Here is a 16124-nt window from a genome sequence, read left to right on the forward strand (position 1 = left end):
AACCTCGTGGGTCATTGAAGGTCGGATAACAGGGACTGGTAACACCGCAGGATCTGTTCGCGGCGTGGCCGGCCGTTGGCGGTAAGGGTTTGCCCGGCGGCACTCAAGGGTTCGGGCAGGCGCCGCCAGGCATGCACCCGGGCATAGTCCGGCAGGCCGGCATTGGCCTGACGGATGGCCTGTTCGAGGGTGTGGTCGTCAGCCTGCGGGTCCAGCGGCCAGATCAGCGCCAGGTTGTGCGCCAGGCCTTCGCCGTGGACGAACGCCTGGGCGATCACCCCGCCCTGGGTCAGTTCGGCCTCGACCCACTCGGGGTTGACGTTGCGCCCGAAGCTGGTGCTGTACTGGTGCTTCTTGCGCCCGGCCAGGTACAGGAAACCGTCGCTGTCGAAGTGGCCCAGGTCACCGGTCGGCAACCACGGCTCGCTGAAGGGCGGCTCGCCCAGGTAGCCGAGCAACGCCGAACCGGCCACCTGCACTTCGCCGTCTTCGGCAATGCGCACCTGCACATGCGGCAGCGGCCGCCCGACACTGCCCGGGCGGTGCGCCCCGGGGCGATTGAGGCATACCACCGAGGCGCATTCGGACAAGCCATAGCCCTCGAACACCGGCAGCCCGACGGCCTCGGCCCGGGCCAGCAGGCTCGGTGCCACCCGCGCGCCGCCCACCGCCACGAAGCGCAACGGGCCGACCCGCATCAGGCCGCGCTCGATGGCAGTGACCAGCCCAAGCAGCAGTTGCGGCACCAGGATCAGGCTTTCGGCACCACTCAAGGCGATGGCGCCCAGCAATTGCTTGAAGTCGACCTGGCTGGCACCGCGAAAGCCCAGTTGCGTCTGCGGGTACAGGGCAATGCTCGCCCCGGCCAGCAGGGCCGCGTACAGGCCCAGGTTCTCCAGCAGCACCGCCAGGGGCAATACCGCCAGGTACTTGCCTGGCGCCGTGGGCCGGCTGGCGGCCTCCAGTTCACGCGCTACCCGCAGCATGGCATCGGCGCTCAGGCATACGCCCTTGGGTGCACCGGTGCTACCGGAGGTGTAGGTGACTTTCGCGGTACCCGGTTGCAAGGGTGCGGCCGCTGGCGGCTGCCGGCTCCAGAAGCGCTCACTGGCAGTGAAGCCGCTGGCGTGCAAGTCGTCAGCGAAGGCCTGGTCGGCCAGCGCCAGCACCGCCCCGCTCTGTGCCAGGCAGTGGCGGCGCTGGGCACTGCTGAAGAACGCCGGCAGGATGACGATGGGGCGCGCCGCGAACAGCGCTGCCAGGTCCCAGAACAGCGCCTCGGGGCCGTTTTCCAGGGCCAGGGCGAAGGTGCCCGATTGCTGCGCGCTCAACCAGGCCTGGCGTTGCTCGACCTCGTCCAGCAATTGTTGATAGGTGAATGGCCCGCCAAGGCCCAGCAACGCCGGTTGCGCCCCTCGGTGGCGGGCATGCAGTTGCAACACTTCCCTGAACAGCTGGCATTCACGCGGCATGGCCGGCCTCCTGCACGCTCGCGGGCAGGCCCAGCCGCTCGAAAACGCCGCCGCGGGCCAGGGCTGCATGGCCGTAGTCGATGTTGCCGATGAACACTTGCGGGTGCTGCGCGTAGTAACTGCCCCAACTGTCGGCATCGCCGTTCAACCGGCCAGGGTCGGCCACGGCCAGCGCCGTGGGCACCAGGCCCAGGCGATGAAAGCTGTTGACCAGGGTCGCAGCACCGGTGAAGGCCACCCACTGCAAGCCGCGGGCGGCCAGCAACCAGGTCACGGCAATGATCATGATCCGCGCGCTGCCGGCGCTGAGCGCGGCCAGGTTGCCCACTTCGACCAACTGCGTACGGCTGACCGGGCTGGCCGACAGCCGGGTCACGGCCACTTCCAGCGGTTCATCCAGGTAACGCTCGATGAAGGTCGGGCCACTGCTGGCCAGGCGTATGCCGGCAGCGGCCATCAGGCGCCCGTGGCTGTCATGCAGGCCGAGCAGTTCAGGCAGGTAGTGCTGCACGTCGGCATGGTGCGCGCAGGCAAAGCGGGCGTGAATGAACTGCTCCAGCTCGTCGCGCCCCGGCTCCCCCGGGTGTTTAAGTGTCATGTGGGCAAGGCGATCGCCGTGGCTGCCGATAGCCAATGGAAACAGGCTGGCGCTGTCTGCCTGGGTCATGGCTGTCCCCCTTTCAAGTCAGGTCTCGGGGGCAGTATCAGGGGGCAATCTGAAGCCAATCTGAAGTGCTACATTTGCCATTGCCCCCATGCGCACCAACAAGGAAAACAGATGCGCCACGAATTCAGCGAAGTGCTCAACGACCTGGTCGACTACTTTCTGCTCGGCGATATCCAACTGCTCGATCGCTTCAAGCAACAGCATGAATTGCCCGACGACCTGGCCCATGCGTTCACCCACGGCGACAGCGGCGACCAGGCCGTGCGCGAAGGGATCGTGCTGCCATTGGCCGGGGTCGATAACCTGCCCTATCGCATCCTGTTCACCCTGGACAACCACACCCCTGCCCTGCGCGAACCCGGCAGCCGCCTCAAGCACCGCCGCAATGGCTATGTGCTGCAGGTCGAGCACGGTGCGCTGATGCTGTACACCTGGCGCATCCTGCAGCACTTCACGCCCAAGACACTGGGTGACCTGATGGCGCGCTACCAGGTGCCGGGGCGGCCGATCATCGAGCTGGACAATGGCTGGTATGACGTGGAGGTGCTGGCGGGTGCGCTGGTGCGGGACGGGCTGTACGAGCCGGCGTTCGAGTTCGTGTTGAAGAAGCGCTGGAGCCGGGGCGAGGCTGCCGGGGTGGATACCGGGTATGCCTTTGGGTTGCGTGGCTATTTCGACTGATGGGTTGACTGTACCGGCCTCTTCGCGGGTGAACCCGCTCCCACAGGGCACAGTGGTATCCCTGTGGGAGCGGGCAAGCCCGCGAAGAAGCCGGTACTGGCAGCCTAAACCTTCATGTGTGGTTGATATCGCGATCCTTGGTCTCCGGCAGGAAGAAGATCCCCAGCACCGCCGTCATCACCGCAATCACGATCGGGTACCACAAGCCGTAATAGATATCTCCGGTCGCCGCCACCATGGCAAACGCCACGGTCGGCAGGAAGCCGCCGAACCAGCCGTTGCCGATGTGGTAAGGCAGCGACATCGAGGTGTAGCGGATACGCGCCGGGAACAGCTCCACCAGCCAGGCCGCGATCGGGCCGTAGACCATGGTTACGTAGATCACCAGAATGGTCAGCAGCAACAGCACCATCGGGTAGTGGATCTTCGCCGGGTCGGCCTTTTCCGGGTAGCCGGCTTCCTTCAACGCTCCGCTCAAGGTCGCGGTAAAGGCGTCGCTCTGTGCCTTGAAGTCCGCTGCCGCCAGGCCACTGCCATCAAAGCTTGGCAGCACCCGTTCACCAATGCGGATCTGCGCCACGCCGCCAGGCTCGGCCGCTTCGTTGGTATAGGGGATGGCCCGCTTGGCCAGCAGGCTCTTGGCGATATCGCACGAGCTGGTGAATTTGGCCTTGCCCACCGGGTCGAACTGGAACGCGCACTGGGCAGGGTCTGCCATCACCACCACCGGGTTCTGCTCCTGGGCGACGAACACGTCCGGGTTGCCGTACTGGGTCAGTGCCTTGAAGATCGGGAAGTAGGTCAGCGCGGCGATGATGCAACCGGCCATGATGATTTTCTTGCGGCCGATGCGGTCGGACAGGCTGCCGAAGAAGATGAAGAACGGTGTGCCGATCAGCAGCGAACCGGCAATCAGCAGGTTGGCGGTCTGCGGCTCGATCTTGAGCATCTGCAACAGGAAGAACAGCGCATAGAACTGCCCGGTGTACCACACCACGGCCTGGCCGGCGGTGCCGCCGAGCAGCGACATGATCACCACCTTTAGGTTGTCCCAGCGGGCGAACGATTCGGTCAGTGGCGCCTTGGACGCCTTGCCCTCGGCCTTCATCTTCATGAACACCGGCGACTCGTTGAGCTGCATGCGGATGTACACCGAAATCGCCAGCAGCAATATCGACAGCAGGAACGGCACCCGCCAGCCCCAGGCCTCGAACACCTCGTTTCCCATGGCCGTGCGGCAGGCCATGATCACCAGCAGCGAGAGGAACAGCCCCAGGGTGGCCGTGGTCTGGATCCAGGCGGTGAAGAAGCCGCGCCGGCCCTTGGGTGCATGTTCGGCCACGTAGGTGGCCGCGCCGCCGTACTCGCCACCCAATGCCAGGCCCTGCAGCAGGCGCAGGCTGATGAGGATGATCGGCGCGGCCACGCCGATCGTGGCATAGCTGGGTAGCAGGCCCACCACAGCGGTGGACAGGCCCATGATGACGATGGTGATGAGGAAGGTGTACTTGCGCCCGATCATGTCGCCCAGGCGGCCGAACACGATGGCGCCGAATGGCCGCACGGCAAAGCCGGCGGCAAAGGCCAGCAAGGCGAAGATGAACGAGGTGGTTTCATTGACCCCGGCAAAGAAATGCTTGGCGATGATCGCCGCCAGGGAACCGTACAGGTAGAAGTCGTACCATTCGAATACCGTGCCCAGGGATGAGGCGAAGATGACCTTGCGCTCCTCCCGGGTGATACCGCGTTGGGGCGCGCTGCCCGTGGATGTGCTGTCGAGAACCGCCATGGGGTGCCTCCGTCTTGTCGTCATGCAGGCCGGGAGCACCTCAAATCTTTTTCACCATCGCACCCAGGCCCTGGGGGGCTTGCTTTGGATATGCGAAGCACGACGAGGCAGGCCGCCTCGGATCGCAGCAAGGTAACTGAAGCATAATAGGCTTTGCCGGGATATCCACTTGAGCCTTGCGCAATCCGTGTAGGACCGCGTCAGCCTGGGGAGAAAGGTCAGCGCAAGAACTGCAGGACTTCCGTCAGTACCCGTTCGGCCTGCTCCCGATGCGGCACATGGCCACAACCTTGCAGCAGGCGCATCAACCCCGGGCCGCCAGCCAGCGCCACCAGCCGCTCGGGGTGTGCCGGCGAGCCGAACTCGTCGTTGTCGCCATGCAGGCTCAACAGCGGGCAGCGTACCTGCGGCAGCAGCGCATCCAGGCTCCAATCGGCAAAGTGCTCGGACAACCAGTTGTCCACCCAGGCACGCAATACCCACTCGGCCTTGCCGCCGTGGTAGCGCTCCAGCCGATGCAACTGCCCGGGTTCGGCAAACTGCTGGTCGGCCACGCGAATGCCCTCAAGGGTACGGGCCTCGACAAACGCCTGCGCCGATTCGGTAATCAACCCCACACACTGGCTGGCGAAGGCCGCCGCACAGGCCACGGCCATGCCGCCGCCAACGCTGTGGCCGAAGACAATGAAATCGCCAATGCCAAAATGCTCGCGCAGCGCCGTAAACCCCTGCTGCGCCTCGTCCTCGACAAAGCCCAGGCGCAAGCTGCCGGGGTGGGCGTCGGAGCGGCCAAAGCCCAGGCGATCGTAGGCGATTACCCGGTGCCCGGTGGTTTGCGCAAGCTGCGCCGGGAACTCGCGCCACAGGGCAACGCAACCCAGCGAATCGTGCAGCAGGACGATAGGCGCGCCCTGCGCCTGCAGCGGCGCCCACTCCTGGGCGAACAGCTTGCCTTGTGCGGTGTCGATCCAGTGCTCGCGGGTGTGCAGGTTGCTCATGGAGCCTCCGTTGCCGGTACCGGCCCTTTCAGCTCGACCTGGTTGCCATCAGGGTCGTAGCAGTACAGCGACAGCCCCTCGCCTTCGGCGCCATAGCGTTTTTCGGCAGGTTCGACTTCAACCCCCGCAGCTTGCAGGTAGGCCGTAAGTGCAGCCTCGTCGAACGGCTCGATGCGCAGGCAGAAATGGTGCAGGTTGCGCCCCTCGATCCCCGGCGCCGCCCCACCAGGCTTACCCAGAGGACCGTCCAGGGTCACCAGGTCGATCATCGCCGTGCCTGTGGCCAGGTGGACCATTCCCAGGTCTTCGCGCACGCGGCTGACCGTGCAGCCGAGCAGTTGGGTGTAGAAAGCGACACTGCGCTCCAGGTCGCTGACCCGCAGGACGAGGTGGTCGATGTGCTTGATGACGAATGGTCGCATGCCAAGGCTCCTTGTGGCCGCTGGATTCCTGTGGGAGCGGGCGTGCCCGCGAATCAGGCGCTGCGGTGAATGGCACGGGCTTCGCCCGCTCTCATGGAACTGCACATAACGCATTGAATTAGCAGGGACCCTGTGGGAGCGGCTTTAGCCGCGAACACCGGCGCAGCCGGTGCCATGCACCGCGTTGGATTCTTCGCGGCTAAAGCCGCTCCCACAGGGTACGAGGATCGCTTGCGAATTCAGTTATCTGCGCGACAGCGCAGCCCAAAGAGCTGGACAACTTCCCACAAGGGATCACGCAAGCCCGATGAGATTCACCACCATAGCCCACGTGCGCATGGCATGACCATATCCAGTTACTCGTTTACCAACCGTTGCAGCACGCCCCCTTCATGGCGGGCCAGTATACGCAGCAGTTGATCGACCAGCGCCCGGTCCGGCGCATCCAGGTGGAAGTGGTGCCCGCCCGGATGCCAGGAGATCTTCGCCTGGCTGGGCAAGGCCGCCTGGCGCCGGGTAAAGGCCTCACCGGTGAATGCCCCCTGGCGGCCGAACAGCAGGTACAACGGGCAACGGATCTGGCTGAGCAGGTCGCAGGCTTCGCGCTCGGTCAGCGGCATGGGTTCGGGCAGTACCAGGCGTGGGTCGTGGCGCCAGCAATAGCCCTCGCCCAGTTGCAGCAGGTCACGCAGCGCCAGCAGCCGTGCCGCCTCTTCCGACAGCCCGGTATCCAGGCGCTCGCGGCGTTGTTCCAAGGCTGTGTCCAGGTCCTCGAAACGGCCGACGTCCGGCTCGGCAAAACCCTGCAACTGGCTGCGCTGCACCATGCGCTTGAGCCGGTAGGCCCTGGCCAGGTGCTGCACGCGGTCGTCCTCGGCCACCGTGAACGGTGCGCCCATGCCGTCGAGGAAGGTCATGCTGGCAATACCGCTGGTCATGGCCGCCAGCAGCGACGCCACCCCGGTGCCCATGCCATGGGCCAGCACATGGAATTGCGCCAGGCCCAGGCTGTCGGCCACCGCCAGCATGTCCTCGGCATGTTCCCACAGGTAGTAGCCACTGTCGTGGCGGCGATGGTCCGAGCGGCCGTGGCCGACCAGGTCGGGAGCGACCACGAAGCAGCCGTCGAGCATCGGTGCCAGGCGCTCGAACGAGGCGGCGTTGTCCAGCCAGCCATGCAGGGCCAGCACCGGGATGCCGTCCTCCGCGCCCCAGGTCCGTACCGCAATTTCAATACCGTCGAGGTCCAGCAGGTGATCCTTGGGACTGCACAGCGAATGCATCGTAGTTCTCCCTGATAGAGCGCCGGCCCATGGCCAGGCATCACATGACACCGACCCATACCCCACACGCCGGCGTCATCCACACGACATGCCTACCCCATGCCTTGCGCCACCATCTCCCAACAGCCCTGCCCGCGCTGCTCCCCTACCGACGCTCTCGTGCACAGGACCGACCTGTGGATTCAACTAAATACCACCGCATGCCGAGGCGAAACCTGTCGACTGGCGCCTCCATTGACCACGGAGACTTCAGCATGACCAGCACACCCGTGCCTTTCCATCAGGCCCAGATTGTCCGTAACCTGCCTACCTGGTGCCGAACGATGCACCCCGACCATACCCGCCGCGTCGTGCAGAGCGTGCGCAAGGACTACCTCGACGAAAACGGCTCGCCTTACGCCTGGTACGCTGCAGCCAGCGATGAAGACAAGGCGCGTTTACGACAGCTGATCAGCGCCCGCAATGCCGGGTTCAAAGCGCTGCAAGCCTTGCTCGATGACTTCAGGCAGATCAGCGAATTCTGCAAGCCTTTGCTGGAGGGCCGGTTGGGCCCGGATGTCGAAGTGGACAAAGCCCAGTACCTGCACCAGCCGTTCAAGGTGTACACCACGCTGGAAAATGCCCCAGGCCTCGATTTTTCACTCGGCGGTGACGATACGTACATCAAGCGCCCCGAAGGGCCGCCACAGAAGCGCTCGCTGCTGGAGGCCGCACTGCACAATTTCGAAGGCCCCGACGAAGTGGGCCCGTTCGACACCCTTACCCTTGGCCCGGACAACGTCGCTTCACTTCCAGGGCTCGAGCCCGAAGCGTTCGTGAACCTTTGCCGAAGCCTGGACCTCGGCCAGCAGTATCAAGACCACCTGCAGGGCATTTATGAAGGCTCCAGAAAGGCCGCGATCGAACAGCAGTGGATCGATGCAAGCCAGCAGGCACTGAAAACCGAGGCAATGATCGCCTACCTCAAGGGCCTGCTGACGCCCAAAGGCCACGAAGCTCTGGTACAGCTATGCGACAACGAAAGCACGCCGCGTTACGGCGACTACAAAATCCGCTGCTGGCGCTTCAGCCTGTTCGGCATCCCGCTACATGGCGTACTGCTGATAGGCCCCGATGAAGCCGACCAGACCAACCCCTGCATGCTCTACATTCCCCACGATTCCGAACACTCGGTGAGGGAGTTTGCTTCTTTGCAAAAGGCCGGCTCACTCATGCGTCAACGCCTGCTGCAGACCACGTTTCGCCAGCACTTGATCAGCTTCGCTGACCAGGACAACCAGGTCGAACTCAGCCGCAAGCTCGAAAATGCCCTGTTCGAGCATGGCACCTCCACGCGCAAACCCAAGGACAAGCCTGAGCTGCACTTCAAGCGAACCCGCCTGGCCTTTCCCATCTGGCAAGTGCTTTACAGGGACCACAAGCGCCGCATCAAGGCGAACGCCAGAACGATCGCGGTACCGACCGCAGATGCCGACGCCAAGGCACGCAAGGAGCGGCTGCAGCACTGGCTGGACGCAGGCATGAACGTACTGAACGTGGCCGCCTTCTTCGTGCCTGGGCTGGATGCCGCGATGCTTGGGGTATTTGCCTACGACCTCATGGATTCAGTGTTCACCGGGTTCGAAGCCTGGGAAGAAGGCGATACCCAGGAAGCGCTGCAGCAGCTCGAGTCACTGGCCATCAATGCCGCCGTGATCGCCGGTTTTGCCGTCGGCAGCAGCGCGGTCAAGGCATCAGGGTTCGTCGATGCGCTGGAAAGCGTCTGGAAAAGTGGCCGCGAACGGCTTTGGCACCCCGACATGGGCCCTTACAGCACTTCGAGCTCGTTGCCGGTGGGTGTGCAGAAAAATGCCCAAGGGCTCTACATCATCGATGGCAAAACCCACGTTTGGCTTCAAGGCAAACTGTATGAGGTATTCGAAACCGACGGACAGTGGCATGTGCGCCACCCGGACGCCCCCGATGCCTACACTCCGGCCTTGCGCTACCTCGGCGACCAGCGCTGGCAGTTGGCCCACGACAACCCGCTCGAATGGGATGATGCGCAGCTGCTCGAGGGGCTGGGCCGGTTCGGCCAGGGGCTGGATGCATCGGAGAAACTTGCCGCCTTGCGCATTACCGAAGTTGACGCAGACACCTTGCGTCGCAGCCAGGTCACCGGCTCGCGGCCGCCGGCTCTGCTGGCCGATACCTTGCTGCGCCTGCGACTGGCTGACGATGTGGAGGGCATCATCACCCGGGTACGTCATGGCCAGCCTTTGGCTGCACATATGAACTTCGCGCTGCCGGAACTGGTGCAGATGCCTGGCTGGCCCGCGCAATACAGGCTGAAGGTCTTCACCGGTGCCGAAAAATGGGGGGAGGCAGCCTATTTCGGTGCGGAGCCAAAAGCAGACACAGTACAGATCGAGATCGGCCGCGAAGAGCTTGACGATGGCGAACTGAGCAAGATTGTCCTGGCGGGGATGGATGAAGATGTCCTAGAGCAGCTACTACCCGATACGCCAGTCGAGCAGCGCCCGGGCGCCCTTGACGAGCTATTGGCCAACCGCCTGACAGCACGTCGTCGCGAAGTCTTCGCGAGCATGCTGAAAAGCCATCGCGCAGCGCTTGGCGACGAAGCGCAGACCTTGGGCCGCCAATTCCCCGGTTTGCCTGACAATGCCCTGGAAGAACTCGTCGCGCATGCCGACAGCACCGAACGCGAACGCCTGAAGAGCGGGCGCGTGCCCTTGCGTGTGGCTGAAGAAGCCCGTTACCTGCAGGCCCGCGCCCGCCTCGATCGTGCCTTGACCGGCCTGTACCGACCAAACCTGGCCAATGCCGACAGCCAAGTGCTGCGTGATGCATTGGTAGCCGAACAGCCGCAGGCGAGTGAAGCCGAGCTGTTCGCCAGCGCCCTCGGCGACCGCTCGGGTTGCGCCGTGCTGCTTGGCCAGCAGCCTATCAGGCCTGGCTTTCGCTCGCCCATGCGCCTGGCACATGGGCGAATCGGTTACCCACTCAGTGGCCGAGGAGCAGGCCCTCTCGGCGAAAGCGCCGCGACACGCCGGCTCAAGTCACTTTTCCCCTCACTGAACAGCAACGAGATCAGCGCCCTGAGGGCCGAACTGAGCCAGACCGGTGACCTGGGCACGGCAGTGCGGCAACTGCAGGCAGAGTGGCAAGATCTGAAACGCTATCTGGAAACGTGGTACCTGACCCCACGCGACATCAGCCAGCGCTTCGAGCGACAACAATGCGCCGACCGCCTCAAGGCTGCCTGGCGGCGGGAGGGTCCCGGCAACCTGGACACGCTCGTGCTGGAGCGAATGCAGTTACCCGAGTTGCCAGCGATCACAGCCAGCCTGCCCCACATCCGTGAACTCAAGCTGAACGAGCTGCAACTGCAACGACTGGACAGGGCGTTCCTGTCACGCTTCCCCAACCTGCAAGTGCTGGAAGTGACCAACAACCGGGAAATCGACGGGGAGGCGCTGTTCCAGGCACTTGAATCGGTGCCCAGGCTGCGCACGCTGGACCTGACCAACAACACCCTTGCTACGCTCTCTCCCACCGCACAGCGAGTGCTGGCAGCGATGCCAGACCTGCGCCAACTGAATTTGCGCCGCAACCAGCTGACACTGGATGACGCGACACTGACTTTCCTCTGCGGCCGGCCATTGGATGTCCTGAAGCTGGGGCACAATCGCATCACGCTCGATGAAAACCTCGCCATGCGCTTTCAGGACATGATCCATCCGCAGCAACTGGACCTGGACTTCAACCCGCTGCAGCACGCACCTGATGTGCGCTACATGGCGCGGCTGCAGCGCCTGAACCTGTCCAATGCTGAGTTGCAGGCATTTCCCACGGGCTTGACCACCCTGATGAGCCAGACACAGTACCAGTTGCGCTACCTGGACCTCTCATCCAACCGCATCCACCATGTTCCGGACCTGGCAAACATCCTGCGCAGTCCGTATGTGCGGGACGTCGCCGCCCGATTGCCCGAGCGCCGCTGGTTCTTCAACTACAACAATCTGGAGGCCGAAGCGACGAGGCGCCTGCGAGCCAACGGCGTCAATGTCTTCGAGCACGCACCCGAAAGGCCGGAGTGGCAAGGGCTCTGGCGCGACTCCGCGACCGACCATCAGCAGCAGTTGTGGTCCGATCTGTTCGACCAGAACGACAATGGCGACCTGCAAGCGGTGTTGGAGCGCCTGACCAACTCAGTGGAAGCACGAAGGGATGCGGAAGGCCTGCGTGCGCGAGTGTGGGAACTGTTGGAGTACGCCCATGAGGACACGGCACTGCGCGAGCGTTTGAACGAGGTGGCGCAATCCTTCCCGCCAACTTGCGGTGATGCCGGCGCCGAAGCATTCAGCGCCCTGGAAGTGGAGTTGCTGGCCAACCAGGCGTCTGGGTGGGCCCACGACACGGCCAAGCCGCTGCTCGACCTTTACCGTATGCTGTACCGTCGCGAGAAAGTCAACGAACTGGCCGATCGCATCAGCCTGCAACGCAGCTTGCGCAAGCGGGCGCTGCAGGACCATGCAGGTCAGTTACCGGACCGTGACGTGCTGGATGTCACGGCGGCGTTTCCCGATACGGACCTGGCCACAGGCCTGGTCGACGATATCGAAGTACGCCTTGCGTTGCGCCAGTCCTTGAGCGAGGTCCTCGATTTCCCCGAACCCAGCAGCGGCATGCTCTATCGCGATGCCGCAAGGATCAACCAGCAAATCATCGACAACGTTCGCGCTGCCGTGCTGGAACTCGATGCTGACACCAGTGCCAGGCAGCAGTGGATGAGCGAACAGCCGGTCTGGGTTGACTACCTCAAGCGCCAATATGCCAGTCAGTTCGAAGCCATTACCGACTTCTGGCGCCCAGGCCTCGATTACCTCTTTTATTGCCTGGACGAAAGCCAGGAGCCGATCACTTACCTGGACAAGGCGATAATACGTGCATTGGCCCCGGAAATGCCTACCCTTGCGCTGGACGAAAACGGCACGCTAAGTCGGGTTCCTCTAAAAGAGGAAGCGTATGTGAAGGCTACGAACGCCTTGACCCAGGCACAGCAGGAGGTGGAAGCCGGGCTACTGCTGAGCCTTACCCGGCAAGCGGACGTCCTCGATGCCTGAAGGCTGATCAATGACCACGCAGGTCTTCGAAGAAGACCTGCCGCCCATCCACCTGGCTCGACGCACGCGGCGCTGCCGCCGCCTCTGCGTTGGCCGCCTCCACATGCCAATAGCAGTGCCTGACCGCGCGGGTTACCGCCACATAGGCCAGGCGCTGCACCTCTTCCTTCTGCGCGGTATCGAACGGTTGGGCATCACCGGCCTTGCCCAACCCGGCCTGGCGATACACCTGGTTCTTGTAGGGTGAACTGGTCAGGTACTGGCAGTCGCCCAGCATGAACACTGCATCGGCCTGCAAACCCTTGGCACTGTGGTAGGTCAACTGGCGCAGCCGGCGCTGCTCGGCCGGCAACGCCGCCTCGGCGTGCAGCACGCCTTGCAGGTGCTCGTTCATCAGCGCCCTGTCGCTGCCCTTGCGGTACAGCATCATTACCGTCTCGCCACGCTGGTAGTGCTCGATCAGCGTTTCACCCAGGGCTGCCTCGTCACGGTCGAACACCTTGACCGGCGAGCCTGGCAACTCGGCCGCCGGGCCACTGGCCCTGGCTTTCTTGCCGGCAATCGCCGGGGTGCCCTTGACCAAGTGTTCGGCCGCGTCGATCACCTGCTGCTGGCAACGGTAGTTGTCGACCAGCATCACCCGGGTGTTGGCCGGCGACGGGAAGGCCTTGGTGAATTCCATGAAGTACTTGGGCGAACTGCCACGCCAGCCGTAGATCGACTGCCAGTCGTCGCCCACGCACAGCAGCGACGAATGCTGGGCATGGCGCCCGGTGTGCAGCGCCGGGCCGCGACGACGGATCTCGGCGAGGCTGGCGCGAAGCCAGCTGACGATCTGCGGTGACACGTCCTGGAACTCGTCGATCATCAGGTGCGCCAGCGGCCGCAGCAACGGGTCGGGCAGCAGTTGCAGGTTTTCCGGGTTGTTCTCGCCGAACAAGGCGAACATGCGGTTGTAGCTCATCACCGGCGGCGACTGGTCCAGCAGGTGCGCCTCCAGGGCCTTCCAGTACAGGGCCAGGGCCTCGAAGAACAGCGCATCGCTGTCGCCGGACGGGAAGCTCATCGCCGCCACGGCCGTGTTCACCTCCAGGCCGAGGTTCTCGATGAAGTTCGCCGCACCGACAAAGGCATCGAGCAGCGGCGCCGGGGCCAGTTCGCCCTTGACCTTGTATTCGAAGCCGGGGCCGGCCACGGCATCACCGGCCAGCGAGGCTGCCAGGCGCCGGGCCATGGCGTAGTTGTCGAGCCAGATCAGCGGCTGGTCGCAGAAGGCCTGCAACAGGGTGCGCTTGACCGCCCACTCGGCACGCACTGCCAGCTTGGCGCCGGGGCGCTGGTACTGCGCGCTTTCCGCCGGGTCGAAGCCCAGCACGAGCAAAGGCCCCTGGCCGGCCAGACGGCCATGCACATGGAAGCGGCTGCCACGGATCTGGATGGTTTCGCGGCAGGGTTCGATGCCCTTGATCGGCCAGGCGCCGGCGGCGAACCACAGGTCTTCGATCACGTCGCACAGCTCTTCGTCGCGCTGGGCAGCCAGCTGGGTTACCTGGGCGCGCTTCTGCACATCGGGGTTGTTCGGGTCCAGCGGCTTCAGCTGAAGGGCTTCGCTGCGCAACAGGCCGACCAGCTCGGCAAAACGCGGGCTCTCGCCCAGCAGCGTGCTGTAGCACTGGTTCAATTGCTGGCGCTGGGCATCGTTCAGGCGCAGGTCGAACGGGTTGCTCTCGGCCTCGGCCTCACGCCCGGCCGGCATCTCGTTGCCCAGCGTTTCGAACGCGCGCACCTGGCCAAAACCCGGCAGGCTGCGCACCAGCGGCAGGATGCGCGAATGGAACGTGCGCACCAGCTCGCGGGCCTGCAGCGGTTGCAGGTTGATCTGCCACAGGGCGAACACCTGCAACAGGCGTTTGATGAAGTCCTTGCGCGACTCGCGGGTGAAGGTGACCACGGTCATCGCATCCAGCTCGTAGCCCAGGTAGTGGCGCAACAGCAGGATGCGCAGCACCAGCGAGGTGGACTTGCCCGCCCCGGCCCCTGCCACCACGCAGGTGGACGGTGTGTCGCTGAATATCAGCTTCCATTGCGCGGCACTGGGTTGCGCCTCGGCGGGCAGGCGCTGGGCGACATCGGCCTTGAAGCGCTTTTTCAGCTCGGCAGTCAGGGGCAGGCGCCAGTCATCGAACAGGTTGTCATCCCGGCCCGGCACTGCGGCGGTGTCGGGCCGGGTATCGCGGATCACCAGCACCTGGCGCCCGGCCTCATAACCTTCCACCCGCCCGCGTTCGAACCCTTCACGCACGCCATCGGCATGGCCACTGCGCTGGCCGCAGACGTGGCCGAGGAACCAGGAGTCGCGGTGCTGGGCCTGCAGGCGGGTCAGGCCGCGCCCCAGCAGGCGGGCCGCCAGGCGGCGAAACCAGGGCAGTTGGGCAGGAGGGGTAAGGTCGGCGGGGGCCTGGGGTTGCTCGTGGGCCACGGTCACTCCGTTGAAAAACAAAATCAGCGGGCATGTTCGCCGCATCGACAAAAAATCGCCAGCGAATGCTTGCAGATCAGTGGATTAGGCGATGAAGCGGATAAAACACTCCATCGCTATCAATCTGTTTTACTGATTATTTTAAGCCGATATTTACGCTTATTTTCGATGCTTCTTTGACGCATCATGGCCTCATTCCACTGATTCAAGGAGCACGACCATGCTGCAACTGCGACCGTTCGAAAGCCTCGGCCACGCCAACCACGGCTGGCTCGACGCCCACCATCATTTCTCGTTTGCCGAGTACTACGACCCGGCGCGCATGCACTGGGGCAACCTGCGGGTGTGGAACGACGACCTGATCGCTGCCGGCAGCGGCTTCCCGCCGCACCCGCACCGCGACATGGAAATCATCACCTATGTGCGTGAAGGCGCGATCAGCCACCAGGACAGCCTGGGTAACAAAGGCCGTACCGAAGCCGGTGACGTGCAGGTGATGAGCGCCGGTACCGGCATCGTGCACAGCGAGTACAACCTGGAAGACGTCGACACGCGTATTTTCCAGATCTGGATCGTGCCGGAGCGCACTGGCGAAGCACCGCAGTGGGGTAGCCGGCCGTTCCCCAAAGGTGAGCGTGGCGAAGGCTTCGTGACCCTGGCCAGCGGCCGTGCGGGCGATGAGGACAGCCTGCAGATCCGCACCGATGCGCGGTTGGTGGCTGCCACCCTGCGTGCCGGCGAAACTGCCGAGTACCGCTTCGATGCCGCACGCCGGGGCTACCTGGTGCCGGCCAAGGGGCTGGTGGAGGTCAACGGGCTGCGTGCCAAGGCGCGCGATGGCGTGGCGATCGAGCAGGAGGAGGTGCTGCGGGTGACCGCCATCGAGGATAGCGAGATCGTGCTGGTGGATGTGGCCTGAGGCCTGTCCTTGCAAGTTCGCATTTAGGTGTTCCCCTGTGGGAGCGGCCTTGCGTCGCGAAAGGGCCGCAAGGCGGCCCCGGCAATTTCGGCTGTGATGCCGAGATCCTGGGGCCGCTACGCAGCCCTTTCGCGACGCAAGGCCGCTCCCACACGATCACCACGGCCCGATAAGACCATGCTTTAACCTGTGGGAGATTACCCAGCCCTTTGGGCTGCGCTGTCGCACAGATAACTGAATTCGCAAGCGATCCTCGTACCCTGTGGGAGCGGGCGTGCCCGCGAAGAA

At 64.1% G+C, this 16124-nt stretch carries 10 protein-coding genes; 3 read left to right on the top strand and 7 right to left on the bottom strand.

The window, feature by feature from the left end; translation table 11 throughout:
- Positions 1–11: 11 nt before the first annotated feature.
- Both CAG46_RS21675 and CAG46_RS21680 read right to left on the bottom strand, forming a co-directional pair.
- Positions 12–1472 (bottom strand): AMP-binding protein, encoded by a 1461-nt coding sequence (locus CAG46_RS21675; RefSeq protein ID WP_085618491.1) that lies wholly within the window; start codon positions 1470–1472, stop codon positions 12–14.
- Positions 1462–2139, bottom strand: a complete 678-nt coding sequence (locus CAG46_RS21680; protein ID WP_085618489.1) for a thermostable hemolysin — start codon at positions 2137–2139, stop codon at positions 1462–1464. Before CAG46_RS21680 ends, CAG46_RS21675 begins: the two co-directional genes overlap by 11 nt.
- Positions 2140–2250: 111 nt before the next feature.
- Here CAG46_RS21680 and CAG46_RS21685 point away from each other — a divergent pair, with 111 nt between their 5' ends.
- Positions 2251–2820, top strand: a complete 570-nt coding sequence (locus CAG46_RS21685) for a hypothetical protein (RefSeq protein WP_085618487.1) — start codon at positions 2251–2253, stop codon at positions 2818–2820.
- Positions 2821–2932: 112 nt separating this feature from the next.
- Here the strand turns inward: CAG46_RS21685 and CAG46_RS21690 are convergent, their stop codons facing one another.
- The 4 genes from CAG46_RS21690 to CAG46_RS21705 form a co-directional block, all read right to left on the bottom strand.
- The gene (locus CAG46_RS21690) at positions 2933–4609 is read right to left on the bottom strand and encodes an MFS transporter (RefSeq protein ID WP_085618485.1); all 1677 of its coding nucleotides are present in this window, start codon (positions 4607–4609) and stop codon (positions 2933–2935) included.
- Between the two features lie 218 nt (positions 4610–4827).
- A complete protein-coding gene (locus CAG46_RS21695) occupies positions 4828–5607 on the bottom strand; it encodes an alpha/beta fold hydrolase (RefSeq protein WP_085618483.1) in 780 nt (259 codons plus the stop codon).
- Positions 5604–6029 (bottom strand): VOC family protein, encoded by a 426-nt coding sequence (locus tag CAG46_RS21700; RefSeq protein ID WP_085618481.1) that lies wholly within the window; start codon positions 6027–6029, stop codon positions 5604–5606. Before CAG46_RS21700 ends, CAG46_RS21695 begins: the two co-directional genes overlap by 4 nt.
- Before the next feature lie 356 nt (positions 6030–6385).
- The gene (locus tag CAG46_RS21705) at positions 6386–7312 is read right to left on the bottom strand and encodes an alpha/beta fold hydrolase (RefSeq protein ID WP_085618479.1); all 927 of its coding nucleotides are present in this window, start codon (positions 7310–7312) and stop codon (positions 6386–6388) included.
- Between the two features lie 254 nt (positions 7313–7566).
- Between CAG46_RS21705 and CAG46_RS21710 the strand changes: the two genes are divergently transcribed.
- On the top strand, positions 7567–12438 hold the full coding sequence (locus CAG46_RS21710; protein ID WP_371917560.1) for an NEL-type E3 ubiquitin ligase domain-containing protein: 4872 nt from the start codon (positions 7567–7569) through the stop codon (positions 12436–12438).
- A 7-nt stretch (positions 12439–12445) separates the two neighbouring features.
- On the opposite strand, the gene CAG46_RS21715 is transcribed toward CAG46_RS21710, so the two are convergent.
- On the bottom strand, positions 12446–14962 hold the full coding sequence (locus CAG46_RS21715; RefSeq protein ID WP_085618475.1) for a UvrD-helicase domain-containing protein: 2517 nt from the start codon (positions 14960–14962) through the stop codon (positions 12446–12448).
- Between the two features lie 175 nt (positions 14963–15137).
- Between CAG46_RS21715 and CAG46_RS21720 the strand changes: the two genes are divergently transcribed.
- Entirely contained in the window at positions 15138–15836 is a 699-nt protein-coding gene (locus tag CAG46_RS21720) for a pirin family protein (protein ID WP_047934682.1), read from the top strand.
- Positions 15837–16124: the final 288 nt, after the last annotated feature.

Source organism: Pseudomonas sp. B23(2017) (assembly GCF_002113725.1).
GTDB classification, from domain to species: Bacteria; Pseudomonadota; Gammaproteobacteria; order Pseudomonadales; family Pseudomonadaceae; genus Aquipseudomonas; species Aquipseudomonas putida_Z.

What these genes read in the sequence shown, in the direction of transcription:
- CAG46_RS21675 (WP_085618491.1), bottom strand. Translation starts at nt 1,472, where the DNA reads ATGCCGCGTGAATGCCAGCTGTTCAGGGAAGTGTTGCAACTGCATGCC.
- CAG46_RS21680 (WP_085618489.1), bottom strand. Translation starts at nt 2,139, where the DNA reads ATGACCCAGGCAGACAGCGCCAGCCTGTTTCCATTGGCTATCGGCAGC.
- CAG46_RS21685 (WP_085618487.1), top strand. Translation starts at nt 2,251, where the DNA reads ATGCGCCACGAATTCAGCGAAGTGCTCAACGACCTGGTCGACTACTTT.
- CAG46_RS21690 (WP_085618485.1), bottom strand. Translation starts at nt 4,609, where the DNA reads ATGGCGGTTCTCGACAGCACATCCACGGGCAGCGCGCCCCAACGCGGT.
- CAG46_RS21695 (WP_085618483.1), bottom strand. Translation starts at nt 5,607, where the DNA reads ATGAGCAACCTGCACACCCGCGAGCACTGGATCGACACCGCACAAGGC.
- CAG46_RS21700 (WP_085618481.1), bottom strand. Translation starts at nt 6,029, where the DNA reads ATGCGACCATTCGTCATCAAGCACATCGACCACCTCGTCCTGCGGGTC.
- CAG46_RS21705 (WP_085618479.1), bottom strand. Translation starts at nt 7,312, where the DNA reads ATGCATTCGCTGTGCAGTCCCAAGGATCACCTGCTGGACCTCGACGGT.
- CAG46_RS21710 (WP_371917560.1), top strand. Translation starts at nt 7,567, where the DNA reads ATGACCAGCACACCCGTGCCTTTCCATCAGGCCCAGATTGTCCGTAAC.
- CAG46_RS21715 (WP_085618475.1), bottom strand. Translation starts at nt 14,962, where the DNA reads ATGCGGCGAACATGCCCGCTGATTTTGTTTTTCAACGGAGTGACCGTG.
- CAG46_RS21720 (WP_047934682.1), top strand. Translation starts at nt 15,138, where the DNA reads ATGCTGCAACTGCGACCGTTCGAAAGCCTCGGCCACGCCAACCACGGC.